The following is a 25,311-nucleotide window of genomic DNA, read 5'->3' on the forward strand; positions in this document are numbered from 1 at the left end:
GGAAATCCTTCCGAAAATCAGGAAAATTGACGGCGGGTCACATGACCGACCGGATGAACTGTTTCAGATGCGGGGATTGCGGGTCGCCGAACAGCTGTTCGGGGGTGCCTTCCTCCTCGATCCGGCCGTCACGCAGATAAATGACGCGGTTGGCCACGTCACGCGCGAAGGCCATCTCGTGCGTCACCAGGATCATGGTGCGCCCTTCGCCCGCCAGATCGCGGATGACGCCCAGAACCTCGCCTACCAGTTCGGGGTCCAGCGCGCTGGTCGGTTCGTCGAACAGCATGGCCAACGGATCGACGGCCAGCACGCGGGCGATGGCGGCGCGTTGCTGTTGACCGCCCGACAGGTGGATGGGGTGGGTGTCGGCCTTATCGGCCAGCCCCACGCGGGCCAGCACCTGCCGCGCGCGGTCGATGGCTTGGGCGCGGGGTTGGCCCAGGACGTGGATCGGTGCCTCGGTCACGTTTTCCAGCACGGTGCGATGGGGCCACAGGTTGAAGTTCTGGAAGACCATGCCCAGCTGGGCGCGGATGCGCTGGACCTGCCTGCGGTCGGCCGGTTCCAGCCCGCCACCCCGCGCGGGGCGCATGCGATAATCCTCGCCCTGGATGGCGATCTGCCCCGAGGTGGGATGCTCCAGCATGTTAATGCAGCGCAGCAGCGTCGATTTGCCTGACCCCGACCCGCCGATGATGGCGATGACGTCGCCGGGGTGGGCTGTCAGCGAGACGCCCTTCAGCACCTCGAGCGCGCCAAAGCGTTTGTGCAGATCCCGGATGCGAATTGCGGGCTTGTCGTCCATGGCCATATCCTTGTCGCACGCCGGTCCGCCAAGTCGGGGCGCGCGACGTGTTGGGCGGCTCTTAGGGGGAAAGGGGCGTCCGAGGCAAGCGGAACCGTCCGGCACCCCATCGCAATGGGGTGACCGGTGCTGGTTGGTCAGCGTGGCTGCGGCTGCCCATGGGTCGGCTTCGCCGGGGCGCGGTCGCCCTCGGCCAGGCCAGGGTCATGGCGCAGCAGGCGCATGGCGTTCAGCGTCACCAGCACCGTCGCGCCGGTATCGGCCAGGATCGCGATCCACAGCCCGGTGATGCCGAAGATCGAGGTCACCAGAAACACCCCCTTCAGCCCAAGCGCCAGTGCGATGTTCTGCCGGATGTTGGCCATCGTGGCACGCGACAGGCGGATCATCGCGGCGATGTCGGTCACCCGGTCGCGCAGGATCGCAGCATCCGCCGTTTCCAGCGCCACGTCGGTGCCCGACCCCATCGCGACGCCTACATCGGCCTGTTTCAGCGCGGGTGCGTCATTGATGCCGTCGCCGATCATCATGACGCCGCCATCGGCGGAAAGATCGCGAATGGCCGCCTGCTTGTCCTGCGGCAACATCTGGGCGCGGTGGTCGGTCCCAAGCGTCGCTGCGATGGCGGCGGCGGTGCGGGGGTTGTCGCCGGTCAGGATCACCGGGGTCACGTCCAGATCGCGCAGCTGCCGCATGGCCTCTGCCGCATCTTCGCGCGCTTCGTCGCGGAGCGCGACCATGCCTTGGACGTCATTGCCAAACAGGACGGCGACGGTCTTGCCCTGCTCCTCCAGCCGCTGCGCCCGATCCAGCAGATCGCCGGACAGAACGCCCGCCTCGGCTGCGTGGCGGGGGCTGGCAACGGTCAGGGTCTGGCCATCGACGACCGCCTGCACGCCCTTGCCCGGAATGGCGCGGGCGTCGGTCGCTGCGGGCAGGGGCAGATCGCCCGCATGTCCGACAATGGCGCGCGCCAACGGGTGGCTGGAGGATGCCTCGATCGCTGCCATCAGCGACAGCAGGCGGTTCGCGTCACCTTGGGCGGGCAGCACGTCGGTCACCTGCGGGCGGCCATGGGTCAGCGTGCCGGTCTTGTCGATGGCGACATGGCGAATGCGGGCGGCAGCCTCGATCACCGCGCCGCCCTTCATCAGCAGTCCGCGCCGCGCCCCCGACGACAACGCCGAGGCGATGGCCGCCGGGACCGAGATGACCAGCGCGCAGGGGCAGCCGATCAACAGCAGCGCCAGCCCGCGATAGATCCAGACATCCCAGACCTGCCCGAAGGCCAGCGGCGGGATCACGATGGTCAGCGCAGCCAAGCCCACCACGGCGGGCATGTACCAGCGGCTGAAGCGGTCGATGAAGCGTTCGGTCGGCGCGCGGGACTCCTCGGCCTCTTCGACAAGGCGGATGATGCGGGAAATGGTGTTATCGGCGGCAGATTTCGTCACGGTGACGCGCAGGGCGGCCTCGGTGTTGATGGCACCCGCAAAGACGTCCTCATCTGGACCGCGGGTGACGGGGACGCTTTCGCCGGTCACGGGGCTTTCGTCGATGCCGCTGATACCGTCGATGATGCGCCCGTCGGCGGGGATGCGGTCACCGGGACGCACCAGCACGATCTGTCCGGGTTCCAGCGACGCGGCGGGCACTTCACGCGCTTTGCCGTCCTGTTCCAGCAGCGCGGTCTTGGGCACCAGATCGGACAGGGCGCGGATGCTGTCGCGGGCCTTGTTGGCAGCGACGCCCTCCAGCACTTCGCCAACGGCGAAGAGGAAGACGACCAGCGCGGCTTCCTCGGCGGCACCGATCAGCAGGGCACCGGCAGCGGCGATGGTCATCAGGCTTTCGATGGTGAAGGGCTGGCCGCGGCGCAGCATGGCAAAGGCGCTGCGGGCGACGGGCGCGACGCCGATCAGGCAGGCGGCGACGAAGGCCCAATGCCCCACCGCCCCCCCGGTGGTCAGCCGAATGACCCAGGCCGCGACCAGCAGCAGGCCGGTGACGATGACCAGCCGCCCCTTGGCTGACGCATACCACGGCCCGTCCTGCGGCCCGTGGTCGTGGCCATGACCGGCGTCCGCGCCGCGCGGCGTGATACCGAAGCCCAACTGGCGGACCTCATCCTCGATCCGGCTGTCGGGGGTGGTGCCGTCGCTGTCCAGCGTCAGCTTTTGCGCCATGACCGTGACCTGCGGCGTGCTGACGCCCGGCAGGCGTTCGACGGCGCGGGTGATCTTGGCGGCGCAGCCGGCGCAATCCATGCCGGTGACGGCCCATTCGCGACGATTTCCCATCTGGCGGCCCTTTCGGTGGTGAACTTGTTTCTTGCTTGCCCCAGACCTAAGATATCTAGTCGCTAGAGGTTCAAGGGGTGAACATGCCAGGTATCGGAGAAATAAGCCGCCGGACCGGGATCAAGATCCCGACCATCCGCTATTATGAACAAATCGGCCTGTTGTCGGCGCCTGAACGCAGCGCGGGTAACCAGCGGGTCTATGATCAGGCGATGCTGCAGCGGCTGACCTTCATCCGCCACGCGCGCGACCTCGGCTTTCCGCTGGCCGACATCAAGGAACTGCTGGGCATGGCCGATGATCCCGACCGGTCCTGTGCGGCGGCCGATGTCATCGCGACGCGGCAGCTGGCTGCGGTCAAGGCACGGATCGCGCGGCTGACGGCGCTGCAGCAGGAGTTGGAGCGGATGCTGACCCAGTGTTCGCATGGCACCATCGCCGATTGTCGCGTGATCGAGGTTCTGGGCAATCACGACCTTTGTGCCCAGGACCACGCCGAATAGCGAAATGGCGCGCCGTTGCGGGCGCGCCATCTAAAGGATCGGAAGGGCAGGGGATCAGCCGATGGTCTGGCCATCCTCGCGCCAGACGGCGATGACGGACGACCGCGGCTTGCCCTGATTGTCGGGCCATGAACCGCCCGGATGCTGGATGCCGACAAAGGCGGTCTTGCGGTCGGGGGACCATGTCAGGCCGGTAACCTCGGCGCCTTTGGGGGCGGTCAGGAAGCGGGCGATCTCGCCGGTTTCGGGGTTGCCGACCAGCATCTGGTTGTTGCCCTGACCCGCGAATTCGCCTTCGTTGGTGTCCTCGCCATCGGTCTGGATCCACAGCATCCCGTCGGACGAAAACGCCATCCCGTCGGGCGAATTGAACATGTTGCCTTCGTTCACGTTGTCCGAGCCGGCATATTTGTTGTCATAAACGGTCGGGTTGCCCGCCATGACATACAGATCCCAGGTAAAGCCGGTCGCGCCGTGATCTTCGCCCGTGGGACGCCAGCGGACGATCTGGCCATAGTTGTTCGTCTCGCGCGGGTTGGGGCCGCCGACGGGGGTTTCATCGCCACCCTCGTTCGGTTTCACGCCACGGTTCTTGTTGTTGGTCAGCGCGCAATACGCCTCGCAGCGCAGCGGGTTGGCGGCGATCCATTCGGGGCGGTCCATCGTGGTCGCGCCGACCTTGGAACCGGCCATGCGCGAAAAGACCAGCATCTCGTCCATGGCCATGCCGGTGGTTTCGGGGGTCAGCGGCAGCCATTCGCCCGACATGTCGTCGTTGAATTTGGCAACATACAGCGTGCCATCCGACAGCAACCCATCGGTCGGCTGACCTTCGGCCCATGTCCCGCTCGAGACGTATTTATACATGAACTCGCCGCGTTCATCATCGCCCATATAGACGACGATGCGACCGTCATTGGCCTGCACCATTTCGGCATTTTCATGTTTGAAACGGCCAAGGGCGGTATGCTTGACAGGGGTGGATTGTGCGTCCAGCGGATTGATTTCCGTCACCCAGCCATGGCGGTGGGGCTCGTTCGGCTCGACCGCCAGATCGAAGCGTTCGTCGAACTTCTCATAGGCATAGCGGCTTTCGCCACCGATGCCATAGCGCGTCTCGCCCTCGGACGGCTGGTGATCGCCCGCCACGCCGAAGTAGCCGTTGAAGTTTTCCTCGCAGGTCAGATAGGTGCCCCACAGCGTCTTGCCCGACCCGCAGTTGTTCATCGTGCCCTTGGGCGACATGCCTTCGGGGTCGGCCTTGGTCTGCACCAGCGCCGAACCGGCTGCGGGGCCGTCCATGGTCATCTGTGTTTCATGCGTGATGCGGCGGTTGTAGGGGCTGTCCACGACCACCTTGTAGCCGTCGTCGCCCTGCGCGACTTCCAGAACCGTGACGCCCTGGATGTTCTTCAGCATGCGGACCTGATCGGCGGTCTGCGGCATGCCTTCGGTTTCGGCAGGCAGGTTGATCTCGGGGTTGGCGTATTCCGAGTTGATGGCAAGGATGATCTTGTCGCCATCGGTAAAGGTCTCCATCCCGTCGGTGTTCTCGCCGAAGACCTTGTCCGACATCTCGACCGCAACGCCGTTTTCGGGCGAATAGGCACCCTCGGCATCCGAAAACAGCGCGTCGCCCCAACGGACCAGCGGCTTCCACTGATAGCCCTGCGGAACATGGATGTCGAAATCGGTGGCGATGCCGATGGGCTGGAACGCGAATGCCGAAGCCTGCGCGCGGGCCGAGGTCGCCGACCCCAGGATGCCCGTCCCCATCACCGCCGCGCCCGACCCGAAGGCCAGCGCCGCACCCAGAAAGCCCCGGCGCGACAGGGCGCGTTCGACCACGGCGTCGAAGCCGTTGGTCTCGGCGCGCGGGTCGCGCAATTCGTCGAATTCGTCCCACGACAGGTTTGCGATGTCCTGCTTGTTCATGGCCAGGCCCCTTTTGCGTCATTGTGCAAGGCGGCGGTCGGTGTGACCGCCGGATGACGCTGGGCCTACGCCTGATTTCCATCAGTTTTCTGACGGGAGTGCGAAGGTTTCATGTCAGCAGGCCCGCCATCAGGCGGGCGGCCTCGGGGATGGGCTGGATCAGCGGGACGGGGCTGCGGGCCGCGATGCGTTCAGCTGCCTGCGCCAAGGGGCCGCCACCGATGACGACGACCTGCGCGCCGGCAGATGCGGCGTCGCGCACTGCATCCAGCAGCGCCTCATCCAGTCGTTGCGGATCGGACATCACGGCAAGGGCAGGGCCTTGGGTCAGAAAGCACCCCAGATAGGGCGCGCCCCCCGCATGGCTGCGCATCAGGACATCGATGTCACCGCGCAGATGCGGCGTCGTCGTGGCGACACCGAAGGCGCGCCCCCGTGCCGCCTGTGCCGCCGCCGCGCCGATGCCGATGACCGGGCAGTCCAGCCGCGCCGCCAGCCGATCGGCACCCGGATCGCCGAAGGCCGCCACGATCACGCCCCGACACCCCGCGGGCGGTTCCAGTGCCGCGATCTGATCGCCGGCAGTGGTCAATTGGCCGGGCGTCTGGATCACGTCGGGCCCATGCGGAGCCGTCCACCCGCGCAGATCGGGCAGGAACGGTGCCGCGATGGTGCACATTCGGGCGGTAGTTGCGGCATTGGCGTTCGGATTGGCCAAAAGAATCATGTCTTGTCCCCAGTCATGGGTGATGGACGGGTCGGGCTTTCGAAAAAGTCCATGCCGATCATGGGTTTGCCGAGTGCTTTTTCTGCATTGCAGAAATTGTTGAACAATCTGACCAGCAGTTGGGCAGCCGCGCGGGGATCGCCGTTTTGGAATGGTTTTCCCGACCCGCGCATCGTGCAGTTCCGGGCCGGGGCCGCGATGGTCGGCCATGAAAAACGGGCGACCAGAACCCACGCCGATCTGACCGGCGAGAATCTGTCCAACAATGGAGAATGACATTGCTTCACCTCAGAAAAGGCCTTGCCGCATTGGCGCTGTCGGTTGCGGTGCTGGGCGCCCATGGTGCCAGCGCGCAGGGAACGCTGCGGATCGGCATGACGGCATCCGACATTCCGCTGACCACCGGCCAGACCGATCAGGGCGGCGAGGGTCTGCGCTTCATGGGCTATACGGTCTATGACGCGCTGATCAACTGGGACCTGACCAGCGCCGACAAGCCGTCCGTGTTGACGCCGGGGCTGGCGACGGAATGGTCGGTCGATCCCGAGGATACCACCAAGTGGACCTTCAAGCTGCGCGAAGGCGTGACCTTCCATGACGGCAGCACCTTCGATGCCGAAAACGTCGTCTGGAACCTGGACAAGCTGCTGGTCGAGGATTCCGAGCAATACGACCCCCGCCAATCCGCGCAGGGCAAGTCGCGCATCCCGGCCATCGCCAGCTATCGCGCGGTCGATGACCTGACGCTGGAGATCATCACCAAGGAACCCGACGCGACGCTGCCCTATCAGCTGGCATGGATCATGATGTCCTCAAAGGCGAACTGGGAAGCGCAGGATAAGGATTGGGAAAAGGTCGCGGAACATCCCTCGGGGACCGGCCCGTGGAAGCTGGAAACCTTCGTGCCCCGCGAACGGGCCGAAATGGTCCCGAACGCCGAATATTGGGACGATGCGCGCGTGCCGAAACTGGACAAGCTGGTGCTGATCCCGTTGCCGGAATCCAACGCACGCTCGGCGGCGCTGATGTCGGGGCAGGTCAACTGGATCGAGGCACCGGCCCCCGACACCATCCCCGCGATGGAGGGGAACGGCTTTGTCGTGTCCTCGAACGCCTATCCGCACAACTGGACGTGGCACCTGTCGCGGCTGGAAGGATCGCCCTGGAACGATATCCGCGTGCGCAAGGCCGCCAACCTTGCCATCGACCGCGAGGGCATGGGCGCGCTGCTGGGTGGTCTGATGATCCCGGCGCAGGGCTTCGTGCCGCCCAATTCGCAGTGGTTCGGCAACCCCGATTTCAAGCTGACCTATGACATTGACGCCGCACAGGACCTGATGACCGAAGCGGGTTTCGGCCCCGACAACCACCTGCAGGTCAAGGCGCTGATCTCGCCTTCCGGGTCGGGCCAAATGCTGCCCTTGCCGATGAACGAATACATCCAGCAATCGCTGGCCGAGGCCTGGATCGACGTCGAGTTCATGGTCGTGGAATGGAACCAGATGATCAACCTGTGGCGTGCGGGCGCCGATGATCCGGCGGTCGAGGGGTCGCAGTCGATCAACTTCACCTATTTCATCCAGGATCCCTTCACCGGCTTCATCCGCCACCTGGACTGCGACTTGGTCGCCCCGAACGGCACCAACTGGGGTCATTACTGCGACGACGAGATGCAGGACCTGTTCAAGCAGATCAAGACCACCTTCGACCCCGAGGAACAGGACGCGATCCTGCGCACCACGCACGAAAAATTCGTCAATGACGCGCTGTTCCTGATGGTGACCCATGACGTCGCGCCGCGCGCCATGTCGCCCAAGGTGCAGGGCTTCGTGCAGTCGCAGAACTGGTACCAGAACTTCTCGTCCATCACGATGGCCGAGTGATTTGAAACCCCGCGCCATCGGCCCCTTGGCCGGTGGCGTCATTTCGCGGGACATCACGACGTGCTCAGCTATTTTCTTCGACGCCTGATCCTTGTGCTGCCGGTCGCCTTCGGGGTCTCGGTTGTTTGCTTTATGCTGGTGCAGATTGCGCCCGGCGATCCGCTGACGGCGATCATGCCTGTGGATGCCACCGCCGAACAGCAGGCAGCCATGCGCGCCGCATACGGGTTGGATAAACCGCTGCCGGTGCAATACCTGATCTGGATCGCGAACCTGCTGCAGGGCGAGATGGGCCGCTCCATCGCCACGGGCCGCCCCGTCGCCGGCGAGGTTTTCGGCGCCGTCGGCAATTCGCTGCTGTTGGCAGGCGCCGCTGCGGTCATCGCCTTTCCGATCGGGACGTTCCTTGGATTTCTGGCGGGATATTTCCGCGACACCATTCTGGACCGCTTCATCACGGCGTTGTCGATCACCGGTGTCTCGGTTCCCAATTACTGGCTGGGCATTGTTCTGGTCATCATCTTTTCGGTTAATCTGGGCTGGCTGCCATCGATGGGCGCGGGGCCGGGCGGGTCGCAGGACTGGCATTGGGACTGGGCGCATATCCGGCATCTGGTGCTGCCAGCCGTGACGCTGGCCGTGGTGCCCATCGGCATCGTGGCACGCACCGTGCGGGCGCTGGCCGGAGACATCCTGTCGATGGATTTCGTGCAGGCGCTTTATGCCAAAGGCCTTAGCCGCGGCGATGTCCTGCGCCATGTCGCGCGCAATGCCGCCGCCACCGCACTGTCGGTGATGGGTCTGCAACTGGGCTATCTGCTGGGCGGGTCCATCCTGATCGAGACGGTCTTCAACTGGCCCGGGTCGGGCTTCCTGCTGTCGAACGCAATCTTCCAGCGCGACCTGCCGCTGCTGCAGGGCACGATCCTGATTCTGGCGATGTTCTTTGTGGGCATGAACCTGATCGTCGACGTGGCTCAGGCCGCCATCGACCCACGTATCAAAAGGACCTGAGCGATGTCGCAGGTAGAAACCGCCGTTCCGGCGCCCACCCATCGCGGCTATTGGTCGACTGTCCTGTCGCGGCTGAGGCGCGATCCGGTGGCCATGGCCTGTCTGGCCGTGCTGGCCCTGCTGGTGCTGTCGGCCATTTTCGCGCCATGGCTGGGTCTGGCCGATCCCTACAAGGGGTCGATGATTGCCCGCCTGAAGCCATTGGGCACCCCCGACTATCCCTTGGGCACCGACGAACAGGGCCGCGATATGCTGGCCCGTCTGATCTATGGCGGGCGGCTGACGCTGTTCATCGGGCTGATGCCGGTGGTGCTGGCCTTCTTCATCGGCGGCGCGCTTGGTGTCATCGCGGGCTATGTCGGCGGCGTCACCAACACGATCATCATGCGGGTGGTCGATGTGTTCTTCGCCTTCCCCTCGGTCTTGCTGGCGATCGCCATTTCGGGGGCCCTGGGGGCAGGGGTGCTGAACAGCCTCGTGTCGCTGACCATCGTCTTCATCCCGCCCGTGACCCGCGTGGCCGAGGCGGTGACCTCGGGCGTCCGCCAGCTGGATTACATCGACGCGGCCCGCGCATCGGGGGCCAGCGCGCTGACGGTGATCCGCGTGCATGTCATCGGCAATGTGCTGTCGCCGGTCTTCGTCTATGCGACCTCGCTGACCTCGGTCTGCATGATCCTGGCGGCGGGCCTGTCGTTTCTGGGCATCGGCGTGCGCCCGCCCGAACCCGAATGGGGGCTGATGCTGAACACGCTGCGGTCGGCCATTTATGTGAACCCATGGCTGGCGGCGCTGCCCGGCGTGATGATCTTCGCGACCTCGCTGTGCCTGAACCTGCTGAGCGACGGTCTAAGGAGTGCGATGAATGTCCGTGACTGACAAACCCCTGCTGAGCGTGCGCGACCTGAAAAAGCACTTTCCCATCAAGGGCGGCATCCTTGGCCGTACGCAAGCGCTGGTGCAGGCCGTCGATGGCGTCAGCTTCGATGTCGCCCCCGGCGAAACCCTCGGCATCGTCGGCGAATCCGGCTGCGGCAAATCCACGACGGCCAAGCTGCTGATCGGGCTGACCGAGCGCGACGAGGGCGATATCGTCCTGAACGACAAGACCCTTGGCCGCGACATGAACCTGCGGGCGCTGCGGCGCGATATTCAGATGGTGTTTCAGGACAGCTATGCGTCGCTGAACCCGCGGATGACCATTCTGGACAGCGTGGCCTTTGGTGCGCGGGTGCAGGGTCTGGATGATCCGCTTGGGCGGGCGCGTCGCCTGATGGACCGTGTGGGGCTGGCGGCGGACCGCTTTGCCCATCGCTATCCACATGAACTGTCGGGCGGTCAGCGCCAGCGGGTGAATATCGCCCGAGCTTTGGCCATGTCCCCCAAGGTCGTGGTGCTGGACGAGGCCGTCAGTGCGCTGGACAAATCGGTCGAGGCGCAGGTCCTGAACCTGCTGGCCGATCTGCGTGCGGAATTCGGGCTGACCTATATCTTCATCAGCCATGACCTGAACGTAGTCCGCTATATCTCGGACCGCATCCTGGTGATGTATCTGGGCGAAGTGGTGGAAATCGCCCCCGTCAACCAGATCTGGGCCGATCAGGCGCATCCCTATACGCGGTCGCTGTTTTCCGCGATGCCCTCGATGGACCCCGACAACCGCACCGAAAAACTGCCGCTGGCGGGTGATCCGCCGAACCCCATCGACCCGCCATCAGGCTGCCGTTTCCATACACGCTGTCCGCTGGCCGCACCGGTCTGCAAGTCCCGCCATCCGGTTCTGGCGCCGCGCGTGCAGGGATCGGCGCATTGGGTGGCCTGCCATCTGCATGATGCCAACTCGGGGCATCCCGACGCAGGAAAGGGGATCACGGCATGAGCGATAATCTGTTGGAAATCCGCAATCTGGACGTCCGCTTCAAGGGCGCGCGCAATGTCCATGCCATCAACGATCTGTCGCTGGAACTGAAACACGGCGAGACGCTGGCCCTGTTGGGCGAAAGCGGGTCGGGCAAAAGCGTGACGCTGAAGACGCTGCTGCGGTTGCTGCCCGAAAAGCGCACCGATCTGGGCGGGTCAATCGACTTTGACGGCACCGATATCATGACGCTGTCTGGCAAGCGGTTGCGGTCCTATCGCGGCGGCGACGTGTCGATGGTGTTCCAGGACCCGGGGCTGGCGCTGGACCCTGTTTACACCATCGGCCAGCAGATCGCGGAAACGGTCATGCGCCACAAAGGCGTCAGCCGCGAAGACGCGATGGATGTCGCGTTGGACATGCTGCACCGTGTGCGCATCCCTTCGGCGGAACGGCGAATGAAGAACTATCCGCATGAACTGTCGGGCGGCATGCGGCAGCGGGTGATGATCGCGCTGGCGCTGGCCTGTCGTCCGCGGCTGCTGCTGGCGGATGAACCGACCACGGCGCTGGATGCTACTGTGCAGATCCAGATCCTGCTGCTGCTGCGCGAGTTGCAGAAGGAATTCGGCATGGGGGTGATTTTCGTCACCCATGACATCGGCGTCGCGGTCGAAATTTCCGAACGGATCGCGGTCATGTATGCGGGCCAGATCATTGAGGAAGGCACCACCCGCGAGGTCATCCGCAACCCACAGCACCCCTATACCCAAGGGTTGCTGGCGGCGAACCTGCATGACGTGGCGCGCGGCACGCGGCTGGACGCCATCCCCGGATCGCCCCCCGCGCTGGAAACGCGCCCCGACGCCTGTCCCTTTGCGCCGCGCTGTCCGCTGGTGGTAGAGGCCTGCCGTCAAGCGCTGCCACCCGTGCAGCGGCCCGGCCCGCGTCGCCGCGTGGCCTGTCTGCGTGCGGGTGAACCCATTCCCGCATGATGGGCCCGCATGATGGGCCCGAATGATGAGGCAGGGCGCGCGCATCCGCTTGGCCTGACCGCCGAGCGGATCACATGTTTCGGCAGGGCACAGTCCACGCCCGCACGACTGCTGCCAAATACGGCAGCGGTCGTTTTCACTTTGGGACATCAGCTTTTCAAAGGGATTGTCCCCGCCAGGGTCATTGCACGCACTACGTGTTTTGCAATTCCATCACGGCATTAACCTTCTCTTAACGATAGGACTCGACAAAAAGCCGTATTTTATGAAAGTTAATAGGTAATCCCAAGGATTTCCGCCTTATGTATATGGTAATAGTCACAGGTCTGGACACTTGAATAACTTATTAGATTCTGGCCGGTGCTCGATCATTTATGTCATTGATCCGCCACATCTGATTTCACCGGCTGCTCCTTTATTGATATCACTCAGGAAACATCACCCTGATGCGGTGATCATTCCCTATTGCCCCAAGGGCACGCTGCAGGACATTCCCGAACGCGTGCGCCAATTCCATCAGGATATGAACGCCCCCATCCGCGAGTTGACGCGCGAGCTGGAGTTCAACCGCCGCCGCTATAACAAGCCTTACCTGCACGGAAACAAGATCCTAGCGGTTGCCGAGCGGCGCGACACGGAATTCTGTATCTTCATCGATACCGACACCTATATCACCTGTCCGATGGACGACCTGCGGTTGTTCCAGCCCGATGCGGTCGCCGTCGTGCCCGAATCGGTGGCGGGCTTTGCGCGGCGCTTCATCGAGGTCTGGGATGCGACCTATGCGATCTTTGGCCTGACCACCCCCGAGGATCGCGTCAAGATGCTGCGGACCGACCGCGAACACCCGCCCTATTTCAACGCAGGCTTCGTGGCCTTCCCCGAGGTGACGCCTTCGGGCGACCGCTTCGGAGAGCTGTGGCTGGACACCGCCATGACGCTGGATTTCGACGACAGCGTCGATGACGAAGCCAAGCGTCCCTGGCTGGATCAGGCGTCCTTGCCAGTGGCCATCGCCCGTTCGGGCGCCCGCTTCGAGGAGTTGGGCCCCGAGTTCAACTATCCGGTCGATGGCAAAGATTTCCCGCCGGGCCCGCAGATCCGCATGTACCATTATCACGGCATCGAACGCCTGGAGGAGGCGGATCATACGGCCGAATTCGAAAATCTGCTGGTCGACAGCGGGCTGTTCCGGTCGCTGGACCATTATCTGGCACCGCTGAACGAAAAACGGGCGCATGCGGCGGTCTTCTGGCAAAAGATCGGCGATGAAGCCGCCAGCCGACGCGAAATGAAGCAGCAAATGGCCGAAGCCGACCGATCCGAGGACGGCAAGTTCAAGAAGCTGCTCCAGCAGTCCAAGCAACGCGAACAGAAGCTGCGCAAGGAATGCGCCCTGATCGTGGAAGCGAATTACTACGACGCGGATTGGCTGGTGCGAAAACCCGCTGAAATTGAAAAGGTCGCGGTTTCCACCTCATCGAATTGATCCGCGGCTTGCCCGATATGTTATTGTCATTTGCACGATGTTTTACGAGTTCAAGGTCAGGTTGATATGAATCCCTATAGCAAGCTACCTGCACAGGCATATTGGCGGACGGGTGTTGCCCGTCACGCCGGTACGGGAAAACTGCTGCCGAAGCTGTGGTCGCCGACGATCCCCTTGTCGACGGACGACGGTTTTCTGACGGTCGGGTCGTGCTTTGCCCAGCATATCGGCAAGGCGCTGCACCATGCGGGGCTGAACCGGATGCTGGTTGAAAAGGCGCCAGCGATGTTGCCCGAAAAGATGCGGGAACAGTTCGGCTATGGCGTTTTTTCGTTCCGGGCGGGGAACGTCTATACGGCCTCGATGCTGCTGCAATGGCTGCAATGGATGGTGGACCCGTCGCGGATGGATCGCGAAATCTGGGTGGATGGCGACGAATGCTTTGACCCGGTGCGCCCCTCGATCGAGCCGGGCGGCTTTGAAAGCCCCGATGACCTGTTCGCCGCACGCGATGCGACCCTGTCGGCGATGCGCCAGGGGATAGAACAGGGCAGTGTTTTCATCTTTACGCTTGGGCTGACGGAAACCTGGCGAAATGCGCAGACGGGTTTGGTCTATGCCAGCTGTCCCGGCACGCAGGCGGGCGATTTCGACCCCGACCGGCACCAGTTCACCAATGCCCGCTTTGCCACGATCCTGAACGAGCTGGAGCAAATTCGCGACCTTCTGCATGCAGTGAACCCAAAGATGCGGATGATCCTGACGGTATCGCCGGTGCCACTAACGGCCACTGCGGTTCCCGGCGCGCATGTGCTGGTATCTACGGTGAAATCGAAATCGATCCTGCGCGCGGTTGCGGGCGAGATGGCTGATCTGCACGACGACGTGGATTATTTCCCCTCGTATGAACTTGTCTCGCATCCGGCGCTGTCCCTGCCGATGTTCGAAGCCGACCGGCGCGAGGTGACCGCCGAGGGTGTCGCCTTTGTCATGCGACATTTCCTGGCAGGTCTGGGCGTCGATGATGCAAGCGCGGGACCACCCCGGCCCGACGATGATGCGGACGCGCTGGCGCGGGCCGATATCGCCCTGGCCGAGGGCGATGCGATTTGCGACGAGGTCGAACTGGACAAATACAATGAAAACTAGGATCGAGCGCGCCTATCTGGAAGCCTCCGTCATCGGTGACAGCCATGCGATGTCGGTCTGGAAGCATCTGGCCCCGGCAATCGTCTTCCGGCATTCGATGACGGCCCCCGCCAAGCATTTCGACGGCCAGTTCTATGCGACCGATGACGGCGGTCTGCATATCTCATCGGCCCTGATCCACGAGGCGTTTCCCCGCGCCGATGCCGATGTCATCCAGGTGATGGTCAAGGCCCGCGAACGGCTGGACGGACAGCTGCAGACCATCCTGGCGGCAGGTCTGCCGGTCGTGTCGTCCCTTGGCGCGGCCAGCTATCGTTTTGCCCGCAAGGTGCAATCCGCCGATCCCAATAACGGGGCGCTGTTCTCGCGCAAGATCCTGCGGGCAGCGGCGCATGATTATGTCGAGACCTTCGTGGGGTTCCACGAACAGCTGCTGCGGCATGTGCCGTCGGTGTCCTTCCTGCTGGGGGCCTGCCGTTATCCCGACAATCAGAAGGACGCTTGGTTGGCCTATGATCAGGTGATGGCCGACAGGCTGTCGGCGATCGGCGTGACCGTCATCGACGTGCGGGCCGAAACGGGCGATGATCAGCTGCGACTGCTGCCGGAATATCAGGCTCAGGACGTGCTGCACGGCAATGACCGCTGGTGTCAGGCCGTGGCCGAGCGGATTTTCGACCTGGTGGGCCAACCCGCCAGACAGCCACAAGAGACTGCTCAACTGCAGTCGAAATAGGGCGCATCCGGGGGCCGGTATCGGCCCCCCGGATCAAGCGCATCACGACACCAACATCAGGCGACAAGACCCCCATGATCATCTGCCATTCCAGAAAGTTCATTTTCGTCAAGACCAAGAAGACCGCCGGAACCACGGTCGAGATCGCTTTGTCACGCGCCTGCACAGAAGGTGACATCGTCACCGATCTGGCCGAACGCCGCGAGCCGCGCTTTGCGGATGAACCGGCCAATGCCCTGTCGATGCAGAAGAACCTGTTCGACATCGACAAGGGGGGCAAGAAGCAGCAGTTCGGCTTCAAGGAGCATTCCAACATCGCCCATCCCTATATGATGTTCGGCGAGCGGGTGGCCGACTACAAGATCATCACGGTCGAGCGGAACCCATGGGAAAAGATCATCTCGCAGTTCTTCTATCTGAAGAAGAGCCGTCTGGAAGACAGCGCCGAGTTCACCAAATTCGTCGAAGGCGGCGAATTCGTGACCGACTTCGTGCTGTATGGCGTGCGGGGCATTCCCTTCTATGACTATTGCATCCGGCAAGAGCATCTGACCGAGGATCTGGAACAGGTCCGCCGGGAACTGGACCTGCCCGACAGTGTGGCCATCGGCGATATCACCACCAAGACCACCGAACGCCCAAAAGAGGCCAGCCGTCGTCGTGACATGTATGGCGATACCGCCCGCCGGATCGTGGAATGCGCCTTCCTGCCGGAACTGCACCACACCGGCTACAGCTTTGACGCGGTCGATTGCCCGCCGATCCAGCCCAGCCCGCTGCGCATTCCCGCCCGCAAGGCCTTTGCCGCCCATACCGCCAAACGCGTCAAGGATTGGACCATCACAGCGCGACAGCCGTAAACGTTTCGGTCGTGAATGGGGAAATCTGGTGCACCCGACAGGATTCGAACCTGTGACCTCTGCCTTCGGAGGGCAGCGCTCTATCCAGCTGAGCTACGGGTGCCTGCCGCCTGATTACCGATGTGGATCAGGCGGTGCAATGGTGAAAATGCCTCAGGCCTTCGACAGGGCCTGAATGATCGGGGTGAAATCCGCGGCCTTCAGGCTGGCGCCGCCGACCAGCGCGCCGTTCACATGCGGCAGCGCAAAGATCTGGGTGGCATTGGCAGGTTTGACGCTGCCGCCATACAGCAGCGACATCTGCGCGCCATCGTCGAAACGGTCGGACAGATCAGCGCGGAGGCGGGCATGAACTTCGGCGATTTGGTCGTCAGTGGGGGTACGGCCAGTACCGATTGCCCAGACCGGTTCATAGGCGATGACGGTGTTCGCGGCCGTGGCGCAATCGGGCACCGAGCCTGCCAGCTGACCCGAGATCACCTGCAGCGTATCTCCGCTGTCACGCTGATCTTCGGTTTCACCGACGCAGATGATGGTGATCAGTTCCGCCTGATGCGCGGCGATGGCCTTGGCGCTGACATCGGCATCCGTCTCGGCGTGATCGGCGCGGCGTTCGGAATGTCCCAGGATCACATGCGTAGCACCGGCGTCATGCAACTGCGCAGCAGCCAGATCGCCGGTGTGGGCGCCGCTGGTTTTGGCGTGGCAATCCTGACCGCCGACATGGATGCCGGGGGCCGCCTTGGATGCCATCGGATGTATCAGCAGGGCGGGCGGGCAGATCACGACGTCGCAGCCGCCGTCGATTGATCCTGCCATCTGGTCCAATTGCGACAATGCCGCCAGGTCGCCATTCATCTTCCAATTGCCGGCGGCAATCTTGCGCGGTACCATAGGTGTCTCCTTCTCCTGTCGGGAAGGCTAGTCACGCTGTGGCACAGGCGCAATATCGAAAGGATCAGCTTTGGGCGCGGCTGCCTTCCAAAGGCTCGAACCGCACGGATTCGCCGCAGCCACAGGCGTCGGTGACATTCGGATTGCGGAACCTGAAGCCGGATTCCAGCAGGCCGGTCTCATAGTCGATTTCCGTGCCGAACAGGAACATCTGCGCCATGGGCGCGATGATGACGCGGGCGCCATCCTGTTCGATGACCTCTTCGTTGGCATCGGGGGTCTGGGCCAGTTCCATGGTGTATTCCATGCCCGCGCAGCCGCCCTTCTTCAGGCCGATCCGCAGACCATAGGCGTCCTTGCCGGCCATCAGACGCGCAATCTGCGTCGCGGCCTGAGCGGTGATGGTGACGGGGGCGGTGCCGGGTATGGCGAACATGGCGGGATCCTTTTCCTGACCCTCAAGATAGTCATCCGGCCTGCGGTGCTTCAACCCCGCAGGCCGTGAAAGCTTACATGAAGCCCAGTTCCAGCCGTGCTTCGTCGGACATCATGTCCATACCCCATTGGGGCTGGAAGGTCATTTCGACATCGACCTGCTTGACGCCAGGCAGCGGTTCGATCGCATCGGCAACCCAACCGGGCATCTCACCCGCAACGGGGCAGCCGGGGGCGGTCAGGGTCATGGTGACGCGCACCTCGTTCTGGTCGTTCGCCTCGATCGTGTAGATCAGGCCCAGATCATAGATGTTGACCGGAATTTCCGGGTCATACACCGTCTTGCACGCCTCGACGATCGCCTCGTACAGCGGATGGTCCGTGGTCGAGGGCGTGATCAGCGGCGCGCCTTCCATCAGGGGTTCGGTCATCACTTCATCCTTCAATTCCGACCAATTATATAGGGCACCCCAAGGCCGCGGTCCAGTGGTGGCCCGGCATTGCGCCCAAACGACGCTGCGGTTAGATACGTCCGGTTCCAGCGACCCGGTTCAAGCGACAGGCGGCATCATGACGAAACGCATCTCATTCACACTTAATGCGACGGATGGCGCGGCACGCACGGGCGTCATCGACACGCCGCGCGGCGAAATCCGCACGCCCGCCTTCATGCCTGTGGGGACGGCGGCGACGGTCAAGGCGATGCTGCCCGGATCGGTGCGCGAAACCGGTGCCGACATCCTGCTGGGCAACACCTATCACCTGATGCTGCGCCCCGGGGCCGAACGTGTCGCCCGTCTTGGTGGCTTGCACAAGTTCATGAACTGGGACCGGCCCATCCTGACGGATTCGGGCGGTTTTCAGGTCATGTCGCTGGCCGGCCTGCGCAAGCTGACCGAAGAGGGCGTGACCTTCTCCAGCCATGTCGATGGCTCCAAGCACCACCTGACCCCCGAACGCAGCATGGAGATCCAGCGCCTGTTGGGGTCTGACATCGTCATGGCCTTCGACGAATGCCCCGCACTGCCCGCGACCGAGGCCGAAGTTGCCAAATCCATGCAATTGTCGATGCGGTGGGCACAGAGGTCGCGCGACGCCTTTGGCGACCGTCCGGGCCATGCGCTGTTCGGCATCATGCAGGGCGGCGTGACCCGCGACCTGCGCGAGGAATCGGCGAAAGCCCTGACCGATATCGGCTTTGACGGTTACGCCGTCGGCGGCCTTGCCGTGGGCGAGGGGCAAGAGGCGATGTTCGGCGTGCTGGATTACGCGCCCGGTTTCCTGCCCGAAGACAAGCCGCGCTATCTGATGGGCGTGGGCAAGCCCGACGACATCGTGGGCGCCGTTCAGCGCGGCATCGACATGATGGATTGCGTGCTGCCCTCGCGGTCGGGGCGAACGGGGCAGGCCTGGACGCATCGCGGTCAGGTCAACATCAAGAACGCCCGCCATCAGGACGACCCGCGCCCCCTGGACGAAACCTGCAGCTGTCCCGCCTGCACCGGCTATTCCCGCGCCTATCTGCACCATGTTTTCCGGTCGGGCGAGATGATCAGCGGCATGCTGCTGACATGGCACAACCTGCATTACTATCAGCAGCTGATGGCCGGATTGCGCGATGCGATCGCAGCAGGCACGCTGGATGCATTCGTGGTAAAATTCCACGCCGACCGCGCGCAGGGCGATATCGAACCGCTGTGATGCTTTTTGCGCCGCGTCACTCTTGCGCGGGGCAATCAGGGCGTTATGTTCAACCTGTTCTCAGGGCGGGGTGAAATTCCCCACCGGCGGTGATAGCCCGCGAGCGCCCCTTTTCGAAGGGGGTCAGCAGATCCGGTGAAATTCCGGGGCCGACGGTATAGTCCGGATGGAAGAGAACCGTGGCTGATCCTGTCCCGGGGTCTGTTATGGCTCGTGCTCTGGGACCTGACGCAAGCAACGTAAGGTTCCTGAAAGATGACTAATCAATCCCCCCGTATCGCCTTTATCAAGGCACGTTGGCACGCAGATATCGTGGACCGCGCCCATGATGGTTTCGTCGATGCCGCCGAAGGCCTGATCCCCAACGCCCGCATCGACGCCTATGACGTCCCCGGCGCCTTCGAGATGCCCCTGCTGGCCAAGAAGCTGGCCCAGACCGGCAAATACGACGCCGTCGTCGCTGCGGCGCTGGTCGTCGATGGCGGCATCTATCGCCATGATTTCGTGGCCCAGGCCGTGGTGTCGGGTCTGATGCAGGCCGGCATGGAAACCGGCGTGCCCTGTTTCTCGGTCTCGCTGACGCCGCACAATTATCAGGAAACCGAACTGCACACGGCCTTCTTCACGGATCATTTCGTCAAGAAGGGCGCCGAGGCTGCCGAAGCCGTGCGCCAGGTTCTGGCGCTGGACGGCCAGCTGGCCACCCTGGATCAGGCCACGGCCGCCTGATCCAGCCTCAGGCGATGCCGGGACACCAGCATCGCCCGGGTCTGTTCCAGTTCCAATGCGGTGCGGTCGGGGGACCATCCTAAGGCCGCGCCGCAAATCCCTGCAATGCAATCCAGATCGCGCGCCGACAGCTGGCCCGTGACGGCCAGCGCGGTCCGCCGCATCACTAGGTCGGGCAGGTGGACCACCTGTTCATGGGTGATCAGCCAGATCAGTTCGGCATGGCTGTAATCGGCATCGCGCAGCATCTGAGGGTCGGCCCCTTCGATCTGCAAGATCCCGGCCGCAGTCGTGCCGTATCGCGGCAGCAGGGTCTTGGCCCGCGCAGGGGACGCGCCACTGGCTTTCGCCGCATCGCGCGCCCATGCCGCCACATCGGTGGGATAATTCCGACCGCCACCAATCGGCGCATCTTGAGTGTCGCGCAGGCGTGTCCGGTCCAGACGCGACATCACCGTGTCTGCAACCTCGGCGGCAAAACCGCGAAAGGTCGTCCATTTGCCGCCCACCAGGCAGATCACCGGCCAGCGGCGGTCGCCCGCGGGCTCTAGCACTGGGGCGGAATGATCGCGGCTGATCAGCCCCGGATTGTCGGCATCCGACGCGGGCAGCGGCCTGATGCCGGAATAGGCAAAGACGATCTGGTCGCGATCAAAATCCAGCCCGGGCAGCAGGCCGCGCATGGCCGACAGGAAATAGTCGATCTCGGGGTCTTCGCAGGTGACGGTATCGGGGTCGTCGGCGCGGATGTCGGTCAACCCGACCAGCGCCCGCCCCAGATAATCGAAGACCAGGCAGATGCGCCCGTCATCGGCCTCGAAATAGATCATGCGTCCGTTCAGCGCCTGCAGCAGCGCGGGATGATCCAGCAGGATATGCGACCCCTTGGTGCCGCCGATCATCGCGGTCGTCATTCCCAGCTGTTCGTTGACCCTGTCAATCCAGGGCCCCGCGGCGTTGACGACAATGCGTGGGCGCAGCGTCAGCGGCCCTTCCGCAGTGGTCAGCGTGACTCCATCGCCGTCGCTGCCCGTCAGAGCGGCATGGTTCAGCGCACGGGACGATGGCTGCGCCCGCATTCCGTCGGCCAGCAATTCCCAGACCAGCCGTTCGGGCATGCTGACAGTCGCGTCATAGTAATGACCGGCGGCCACGATGCGTGGCGTCAGTGGCGGGATTTCCCGCAGCGCACGCGCTTTGGACCACATTTGGTGGCGCGGCATCACGCGGTGGCGGCGGCCATAGAAATCATACATCGCCAGCCCGACCTTCATCAGGGCGGCACCGCGATTGCGCGGCGCGGTGGTCGATCCCATCAGCGTGCGCAGGGCCGCACCCATGCCTTTGAACCACGAAAAGATCGGGATGACGGTCGCCAGCGGCTTGACCAGATGCGGCGCGTTCTTCAGCAGCAGGTTGCGTTCCAGCGTCGATTGCGCAACCAGGCCCAGCTCGGCCGTTTCCAGGTACTTGATGCCGCCATGGATCAGCCGCGATGGCGCGGCCGATGTGCCGCCCCCAAAATCGCCCTTGTCGGCGATGACGCAGGTCAGGCCTTGTTCGCACAGGTCGCGGAACAGGCCCGCCCCGTTGATCCCGGCACCCAGGATCAGCACGTCGATGTCTTGCGGTCGGGTCATCTTGGGCCTTGCAGCGCCTCGAGGCGCGGCCAGATCGGCCGCAGGGCGTCGTTCAATTCGGTGAAGACCGCATAGCGTTCAGCCATCTGCGCGCTGCGGTCGGGGTCGGGCGAAAAGCGGGTCGTGACCGCGTCTAGATCACGCGGATCATGGCGGGGGGATGCAAACAGCCCCACGCCCGACCCGGCACAGAGGGCGGCACCCCAGGAGGCGGCCTCGTCGGTGGCGGTGACGGTGACGGGCATGGCCAGCACATCGGCAAACAGCTGGGCAAAGACCGGGCTGCGCGAAATGCCCCCGGTCAGCCGCGCCACCTGCGGCTGGAACCCGTCGCGCAAGGCATCGACATGGTGGCGGTGGTTGAAGGCGATGCCCTCGATCACGGCGCGCAGCATATGGCCACGATCCTGCCAGCCGCGCAGACCGAAAAACGCACCGCTGGCGGTCGGACCATGCGGCGATCCGAACAGATAGGGGTGGAAGATGGCCGAGGATGGTCGGGCCAGCGCCGCCTCGATTTCCGGGATGATATCGGCATGCAGAGCGCGACCCTGATCCTGCGCCTGCTGGCGTTCAACCGCGCAGAGCGTATCCAGAAACCAGTCGTAATTCGCCGCCGAGGCAGGCGAAATGGCCATCGCGTTCCATTCACCCCGCCGGATGCCGTTGCGGCAGAACCAGCGCGGATCGGACAAAGGCTGCGTGGTCAGTGTTTCGTTGATGGAATAGGTGCCCGCGACAATCGCCACCGTGCCGCTGTCATAACCGCCCGCGCCAAGGGCCGAGGCCGTCACGTCATGCAGCCCCGCCACAACCGGCGTGCCCGCGACAAGGCCCGTCAGGCGCGCGGCGGCATCGGTCACATGCCCCACGACCTGATCGGGCAGGGCGATGTCGGGCAGGGGGATGTTCAGGCCGAAGATGGCAGGAATATCCGGTGCAAAGCTTTGGGTGCGAACATCGGTAAAGGATGTGCTGGCCTCGGTCAGGTCGGTGCCGATACGGCCCGACAGGCAGAATGTCAGCCAATCCTTGCAGGCCAGAACATGGCCGATACGGGCAAAGCGGTCGGGCTGGTTGTTGCGCACCCACGCCAGAATGGCGGATGGCGCGGATGCATGCGGCATCTGCCCCGTGCGTTCCAGTGCCAGTTGCGCCGTGCCGTCGCGCTGCCAGCCATCGGCAATATCGCCCGCGCGGCTGTCCAGCGACAGGATGCCGGCCCCAAGCGGGCGGGCCTGTCGATCCAGAAGATACAGGCCGTCACCATGCGCCGTAGCGGCAACAGCAGCAATCTGCGCGGCAGGTTGGCCGCATTCGGCAATGGCTTGGGAAATGGCCGCGGCGGTTTGCGCCCAGAGGTCGTCCATATCGCGTTCGACATGGCGGGGGTGCGGCATGGATTGCGCCACACGGCGGCGGGCCGTGGACAGGACACGGCCGGTTTCATCGAAAACCACTGCTTTGGTGACGGTCAGGCCGTTATCGATGCCAAGGATCAGCGCCATAATGGGGGACTTTCCAAAGAGAGGGGGCGCGCATCACACGCGCCCCGATCCGGTGCTTATTGGTCCAGCACGAAAGGCGCGCTGTAGCTGTCGACATTGTCCGTGGTGATCAGCAGGCAATCGAACAGTTGCTTTTCGGCATCGACGCCGGTTTCGCCGGTCTTGATAAAGCTGTCGGCCTGACGCACGGCCTCCTCGGCAAAGACGGCGACGGGTTGCAGGACGGTATAGGCCATCTCGCCCGCTTTGACGGCATCGACCGCGTCGGGCGATCCGTCAAAGCCGCCGACCAGAACGCCGTCCAGCTTGCCGGCCTCTTTCAATGCCGCGATGGCACCAAGCGCCATTTCGTCATTGCCCGACATCACGCCGTTCATGTCGGGGTTCGCCTGCAACAGCGACTGCATACGTTGATAGCCCTGGGTGCGGTCCCAATTGGCGACCTCCTGACCGACCTTCTCGAATTCTGGATATTGGCTCAGGACGGTCTCATAGCCGTTCGACCGCGTCTGGGCGTTGTTATCCGAGGGTGCGCCGAACAGCTCGACATAGGTGCCGCCGTCTTCGCCCATTGCCTCGACCCAAGCCTGCGCCCCGAGGGCGGCGCCTTGGGCGTTGTTGGACACCAGCTGCGATTTGGCCAGACCTTCCTGATTGATCTCGGCGTTCACCAGAAAGACCGGGATCCCCGCATCGACGGCCTTTTGCACGGCACCGACAGATCCGTCGGCATTGGCCGGGTCCAGCACGATCGCCACCGATTTATTGGTGATGGCTGTGTCGATCAGCGTGCTTTCGGTATTGGTATCACCACGGTGGGCAGCGACATTGGCGGTATATCCCAGATCCTCGGCGGTGGCTTTGGCGACCTCGCCTTCGGTGAACCAATAGGGGTTGGCGGGGTCGTTCACGATTACCGTGATCAGACCTTCGGCCCATGCCGATCCGGCCATCAGGGGAACGGTGGCAACTGCGGCCATCAGCATCCGGCGTGTCATCTTCATCATCTCTACTCTCCCTAAATTTGGTCTGTTTGCCGCAAGTGGCGGTCTTGGCCGCCCGCATGTCTCCTCTGCGGACGGTAAAGCGGGGGACGGGGGTCAACCCTTGCGGGTGCCGCTGCCGTATTGAAGCGAGTTCATCAGCACGGCCAGCACGATGACCGCGCCGGTAAAGACCGTCTGCCAATAGGAACTGACGCCGATAATCACGAGGCCGGCCGACAGGAACCCGATGACGAATGCGCCCAGCATCGTGCCGCGCACATTGCCACGCCCGCCGGTCAGGGCGGCCCCGCCGATGACGACCGCTGCGATGGCCGTCAGTTCGTATGTTGTGCCGGCCGTGGGACCAGCCGAGGTCAGCTGGGATGCCAGCACAAGACCTGCGACCGCGGCCAGCATGCCCGACACCATATAGACGGTGATCTTGACGCGCTTGACGGGGACGCCCGACAGTTCAGCCGCGCGTTCATTTCCGCCCGATGCGTAAAGCCAGCGGCCAAAGGCCGAACGTGCCAGCATCAGCCCCGACAGGATGGCGATGGTGCCCAGCACGATCACCGAAATCGGGATGCCGCCCAGCCGGTTGAAACCCAGCCAGTTGAAGCCGGTATTGCCCAAAGCCTCGGTGCCGCGCAGGTTGTTATAGGTCAGCCCGTTCGTCATCAGCAACGCAACGCCGCGCGCCACATACATGACGCCAAGGGTCGCGACGAAGGGCGGCACCTTGAAGATGGCGATCAGCACACCGTTGACGGCCCCGACCGCAGCACCAACGCACAGGGTCAGCAGAACCACAGCCCAGACCGGCGGATAGAGGATGACGCCAAGGCTATCCAGTTCCACCCCCTGCATCAGCGCGCCAGCGACGACGCCGGACAGCGCAAGGATCGACCCTACCGACAGGTCGATCCCGCCATTCAGGATCACCAGCAGCATGCCGATGGACAGGATGCCATAGATGGCGACCTGACTGGACATGATCAGGAAATTCCCGACCGAGAAGTAGTTGGGCGACATCAGCGAAAAGACCACGATGATGGCGATCAGCGCGAAGAAGGCGCGGCCTTCCAGCAGCAGGCGGCCGATATTCAACTGGCGACCTTTCGCGGGGGTGGCGATGGTTGTTGCGGACATGGTTTCCTC

General features: G+C 63.6%; 24 protein-coding genes, 1 tRNA gene and 1 riboswitch. Of the genes, 13 read left to right on the forward strand and 12 right to left on the reverse strand.

Annotated features, from left to right (window positions below; translation table 11 throughout):
• Positions 1-37: 37 nt before the first annotated feature.
• Entirely contained in the window at positions 38-808 is a 771-nt protein-coding gene (locus tag SJY40_RS02630; RefSeq protein ID WP_378942397.1) for an ABC transporter ATP-binding protein, read from the reverse strand.
• A gap of 137 nt (positions 809-945) precedes the next feature.
• A complete protein-coding gene (locus SJY40_RS02635) occupies positions 946-3,108 on the reverse strand; it encodes a heavy metal translocating P-type ATPase (RefSeq protein WP_378942399.1) in 2,163 nt (720 codons plus the stop codon).
• Positions 3,109-3,191: 83 nt separating this feature from the next.
• Here SJY40_RS02635 and SJY40_RS02640 point away from each other — a divergent pair, with 83 nt between their 5' ends.
• On the forward strand, positions 3,192-3,611 hold the full coding sequence (locus SJY40_RS02640) for a helix-turn-helix domain-containing protein (protein ID WP_378942401.1): 420 nt from the start codon (positions 3,192-3,194) through the stop codon (positions 3,609-3,611).
• A gap of 54 nt (positions 3,612-3,665) precedes the next feature.
• Here SJY40_RS02640 and SJY40_RS02645 read toward each other — a convergent pair whose 3' ends face one another.
• Both SJY40_RS02645 and SJY40_RS02650 read right to left on the reverse strand, forming a co-directional pair.
• Positions 3,666-5,546, reverse strand: coding sequence for a PhoX family protein (locus SJY40_RS02645; protein WP_378942404.1), 1,881 nt, complete (start codon positions 5,544-5,546; stop codon positions 3,666-3,668).
• Positions 5,547-5,655: 109 nt separating this feature from the next.
• Complete coding sequence (locus SJY40_RS02650) at positions 5,656-6,273, reverse strand: aspartate/glutamate racemase family protein (protein WP_378942406.1); 618 nt, start codon at positions 6,271-6,273, stop codon at positions 5,656-5,658.
• Positions 6,274-6,288: 15 nt separating this feature from the next.
• On the opposite strand from SJY40_RS02650, the gene SJY40_RS02655 reads away from it, so the two are divergent.
• From SJY40_RS02655 to SJY40_RS02700, 10 genes are all read left to right on the forward strand, one after another.
• The gene (locus SJY40_RS02655) at positions 6,289-6,549 is read left to right on the forward strand and encodes a hypothetical protein (RefSeq protein ID WP_378942408.1); all 261 of its coding nucleotides are present in this window, start codon (positions 6,289-6,291) and stop codon (positions 6,547-6,549) included.
• Positions 6,546-8,156 carry an ABC transporter substrate-binding protein gene (locus SJY40_RS02660; protein WP_378942411.1) on the forward strand — a complete coding sequence of 537 codons (1,611 nt, stop codon included), beginning with the start codon at positions 6,546-6,548 and terminating at the stop codon, positions 8,154-8,156. The genes SJY40_RS02655 and SJY40_RS02660 overlap by 4 nt, the downstream gene beginning before the upstream one ends.
• Before the next feature lie 60 nt (positions 8,157-8,216).
• Positions 8,217-9,170: an ABC transporter permease gene (locus tag SJY40_RS02665; RefSeq protein ID WP_378942413.1), complete on the forward strand. Its 954-nt coding sequence runs from the start codon at positions 8,217-8,219 to the stop codon at positions 9,168-9,170.
• A 3-nt stretch (positions 9,171-9,173) separates the two neighbouring features.
• Positions 9,174-10,049, forward strand: coding sequence for an ABC transporter permease (locus SJY40_RS02670; RefSeq protein ID WP_378942415.1), 876 nt, complete (start codon positions 9,174-9,176; stop codon positions 10,047-10,049).
• A complete protein-coding gene (locus tag SJY40_RS02675) occupies positions 10,036-11,049 on the forward strand; it encodes an ABC transporter ATP-binding protein (RefSeq protein WP_378942417.1) in 1,014 nt (337 codons plus the stop codon). Before SJY40_RS02670 ends, SJY40_RS02675 begins: the two co-directional genes overlap by 14 nt.
• Positions 11,046-12,023 (forward strand): ABC transporter ATP-binding protein, encoded by a 978-nt coding sequence (locus SJY40_RS02680; RefSeq protein ID WP_378942420.1) that lies wholly within the window; start codon positions 11,046-11,048, stop codon positions 12,021-12,023. Before SJY40_RS02675 ends, SJY40_RS02680 begins: the two co-directional genes overlap by 4 nt.
• Positions 12,024-12,474: 451 nt before the next feature.
• On the forward strand, positions 12,475-13,512 hold the full coding sequence (locus SJY40_RS02685; RefSeq protein WP_378942422.1) for a hypothetical protein: 1,038 nt from the start codon (positions 12,475-12,477) through the stop codon (positions 13,510-13,512).
• 66 nt (positions 13,513-13,578) lie between these two features.
• Positions 13,579-14,661: a GSCFA domain-containing protein gene (locus tag SJY40_RS02690; protein WP_378942425.1), complete on the forward strand. Its 1,083-nt coding sequence runs from the start codon at positions 13,579-13,581 to the stop codon at positions 14,659-14,661.
• Positions 14,651-15,397, forward strand: a complete 747-nt coding sequence (locus tag SJY40_RS02695; protein WP_378942427.1) for a hypothetical protein — start codon at positions 14,651-14,653, stop codon at positions 15,395-15,397. Before SJY40_RS02690 ends, SJY40_RS02695 begins: the two co-directional genes overlap by 11 nt.
• 74 nt (positions 15,398-15,471) lie before the next feature.
• A complete protein-coding gene (locus SJY40_RS02700; protein WP_378942429.1) occupies positions 15,472-16,257 on the forward strand; it encodes a hypothetical protein in 786 nt (261 codons plus the stop codon).
• A gap of 26 nt (positions 16,258-16,283) precedes the next feature.
• Here the strand turns inward: SJY40_RS02700 and SJY40_RS02705 are convergent.
• From SJY40_RS02705 to SJY40_RS02720, 4 genes are all read right to left on the reverse strand, one after another.
• A tRNA-Arg gene (locus tag SJY40_RS02705) sits at positions 16,284-16,360 on the reverse strand.
• A gap of 50 nt (positions 16,361-16,410) precedes the next feature.
• A complete protein-coding gene (gene tpiA / locus SJY40_RS02710) occupies positions 16,411-17,151 on the reverse strand; it encodes a triose-phosphate isomerase (RefSeq protein WP_378942432.1) in 741 nt (246 codons plus the stop codon).
• 64 nt (positions 17,152-17,215) lie between these two features.
• A complete protein-coding gene (locus SJY40_RS02715; RefSeq protein ID WP_378942435.1) occupies positions 17,216-17,587 on the reverse strand; it encodes a HesB/IscA family protein in 372 nt (123 codons plus the stop codon).
• A 73-nt stretch (positions 17,588-17,660) separates the two neighbouring features.
• Entirely contained in the window at positions 17,661-18,017 is a 357-nt protein-coding gene (locus SJY40_RS02720) for an SUF system Fe-S cluster assembly protein (protein ID WP_378942437.1), read from the reverse strand.
• A 139-nt stretch (positions 18,018-18,156) separates the two neighbouring features.
• Here SJY40_RS02720 and tgt point away from each other — a divergent pair, with 139 nt between their 5' ends.
• Complete coding sequence (tgt, locus tag SJY40_RS02725; protein ID WP_378942440.1) at positions 18,157-19,287, forward strand: tRNA guanosine(34) transglycosylase Tgt; 1,131 nt, start codon at positions 18,157-18,159, stop codon at positions 19,285-19,287.
• 52 nt (positions 19,288-19,339) lie between these two features.
• Positions 19,340-19,469, forward strand: a riboswitch (FMN riboswitch).
• Between the two features lie 73 nt (positions 19,470-19,542).
• Positions 19,543-20,016 (forward strand): 6,7-dimethyl-8-ribityllumazine synthase, encoded by a 474-nt coding sequence (locus tag SJY40_RS02730; protein ID WP_378942442.1) that lies wholly within the window; start codon positions 19,543-19,545, stop codon positions 20,014-20,016.
• Here SJY40_RS02730 and SJY40_RS02735 read toward each other — a convergent pair.
• From SJY40_RS02735 to SJY40_RS02750, 4 genes are all read right to left on the reverse strand, one after another.
• Positions 19,998-21,656, reverse strand: coding sequence for a glycerol-3-phosphate dehydrogenase/oxidase (locus SJY40_RS02735; protein WP_378942444.1), 1,659 nt, complete (start codon positions 21,654-21,656; stop codon positions 19,998-20,000). The genes SJY40_RS02730 and SJY40_RS02735 overlap by 19 nt on opposite strands.
• Positions 21,653-23,164: an FGGY-family carbohydrate kinase gene (locus tag SJY40_RS02740; protein ID WP_378942446.1), complete on the reverse strand. Its 1,512-nt coding sequence runs from the start codon at positions 23,162-23,164 to the stop codon at positions 21,653-21,655. The genes SJY40_RS02735 and SJY40_RS02740 overlap by 4 nt, the downstream gene beginning before the upstream one ends.
• A 56-nt stretch (positions 23,165-23,220) precedes the next feature.
• Positions 23,221-24,171: a D-ribose ABC transporter substrate-binding protein gene (locus SJY40_RS02745; RefSeq protein WP_378942449.1), complete on the reverse strand. Its 951-nt coding sequence runs from the start codon at positions 24,169-24,171 to the stop codon at positions 23,221-23,223.
• Between the two features lie 93 nt (positions 24,172-24,264).
• Positions 24,265-25,302 (reverse strand): ABC transporter permease, encoded by a 1,038-nt coding sequence (locus SJY40_RS02750; RefSeq protein ID WP_378942451.1) that lies wholly within the window; start codon positions 25,300-25,302, stop codon positions 24,265-24,267.
• Positions 25,303-25,311: the final 9 nt, after the last annotated feature.

It is taken from the genome of Paracoccus sp. R86501 (genome assembly GCF_042466435.1).
Taxonomy (GTDB): domain Bacteria; phylum Pseudomonadota; class Alphaproteobacteria; order Rhodobacterales; family Rhodobacteraceae; genus Paracoccus.

Coding starts and splice junctions, on each gene's coding strand:
- SJY40_RS02640 (WP_378942401.1), top strand. CDS start 3,192: ATGCCAGGTATCGGAGAAATAAGCCGCCGGACCGGGATCAAGATCCCG.
- SJY40_RS02720 (WP_378942437.1), bottom strand. CDS start 18,017: ATGACCGAACCCCTGATGGAAGGCGCGCCGCTGATCACGCCCTCGACC.
- tpiA (WP_378942432.1), bottom strand. CDS start 17,151: ATGGTACCGCGCAAGATTGCCGCCGGCAATTGGAAGATGAATGGCGAC.
- SJY40_RS02735 (WP_378942444.1), bottom strand. CDS start 21,656: ATGACCCGACCGCAAGACATCGACGTGCTGATCCTGGGTGCCGGGATC.
- SJY40_RS02680 (WP_378942420.1), top strand. CDS start 11,046: ATGAGCGATAATCTGTTGGAAATCCGCAATCTGGACGTCCGCTTCAAG.
- SJY40_RS02645 (WP_378942404.1), bottom strand. CDS start 5,546: ATGAACAAGCAGGACATCGCAAACCTGTCGTGGGACGAATTCGACGAA.
- SJY40_RS02730 (WP_378942442.1), top strand. CDS start 19,543: ATGACTAATCAATCCCCCCGTATCGCCTTTATCAAGGCACGTTGGCAC.
- tgt (WP_378942440.1), top strand. CDS start 18,157: ATGACGAAACGCATCTCATTCACACTTAATGCGACGGATGGCGCGGCA.
- SJY40_RS02695 (WP_378942427.1), top strand. CDS start 14,651: ATGAAAACTAGGATCGAGCGCGCCTATCTGGAAGCCTCCGTCATCGGT.
- SJY40_RS02635 (WP_378942399.1), bottom strand. CDS start 3,108: ATGGGAAATCGTCGCGAATGGGCCGTCACCGGCATGGATTGCGCCGGC.
- SJY40_RS02670 (WP_378942415.1), top strand. CDS start 9,174: ATGTCGCAGGTAGAAACCGCCGTTCCGGCGCCCACCCATCGCGGCTAT.
- SJY40_RS02660 (WP_378942411.1), top strand. CDS start 6,546: ATGACATTGCTTCACCTCAGAAAAGGCCTTGCCGCATTGGCGCTGTCG.
- SJY40_RS02750 (WP_378942451.1), bottom strand. CDS start 25,302: ATGTCCGCAACAACCATCGCCACCCCCGCGAAAGGTCGCCAGTTGAAT.
- SJY40_RS02655 (WP_378942408.1), top strand. CDS start 6,289: ATGGGTGATGGACGGGTCGGGCTTTCGAAAAAGTCCATGCCGATCATG.
- SJY40_RS02715 (WP_378942435.1), bottom strand. CDS start 17,587: ATGTTCGCCATACCCGGCACCGCCCCCGTCACCATCACCGCTCAGGCC.
- SJY40_RS02690 (WP_378942425.1), top strand. CDS start 13,579: ATGAATCCCTATAGCAAGCTACCTGCACAGGCATATTGGCGGACGGGT.
- SJY40_RS02700 (WP_378942429.1), top strand. CDS start 15,472: ATGATCATCTGCCATTCCAGAAAGTTCATTTTCGTCAAGACCAAGAAG.
- SJY40_RS02650 (WP_378942406.1), bottom strand. CDS start 6,273: ATGATTCTTTTGGCCAATCCGAACGCCAATGCCGCAACTACCGCCCGA.
- SJY40_RS02630 (WP_378942397.1), bottom strand. CDS start 808: ATGGACGACAAGCCCGCAATTCGCATCCGGGATCTGCACAAACGCTTT.
- SJY40_RS02675 (WP_378942417.1), top strand. CDS start 10,036: ATGTCCGTGACTGACAAACCCCTGCTGAGCGTGCGCGACCTGAAAAAG.
- SJY40_RS02745 (WP_378942449.1), bottom strand. CDS start 24,171: ATGATGAAGATGACACGCCGGATGCTGATGGCCGCAGTTGCCACCGTT.
- SJY40_RS02740 (WP_378942446.1), bottom strand. CDS start 23,164: ATGGCGCTGATCCTTGGCATCGATAACGGCCTGACCGTCACCAAAGCA.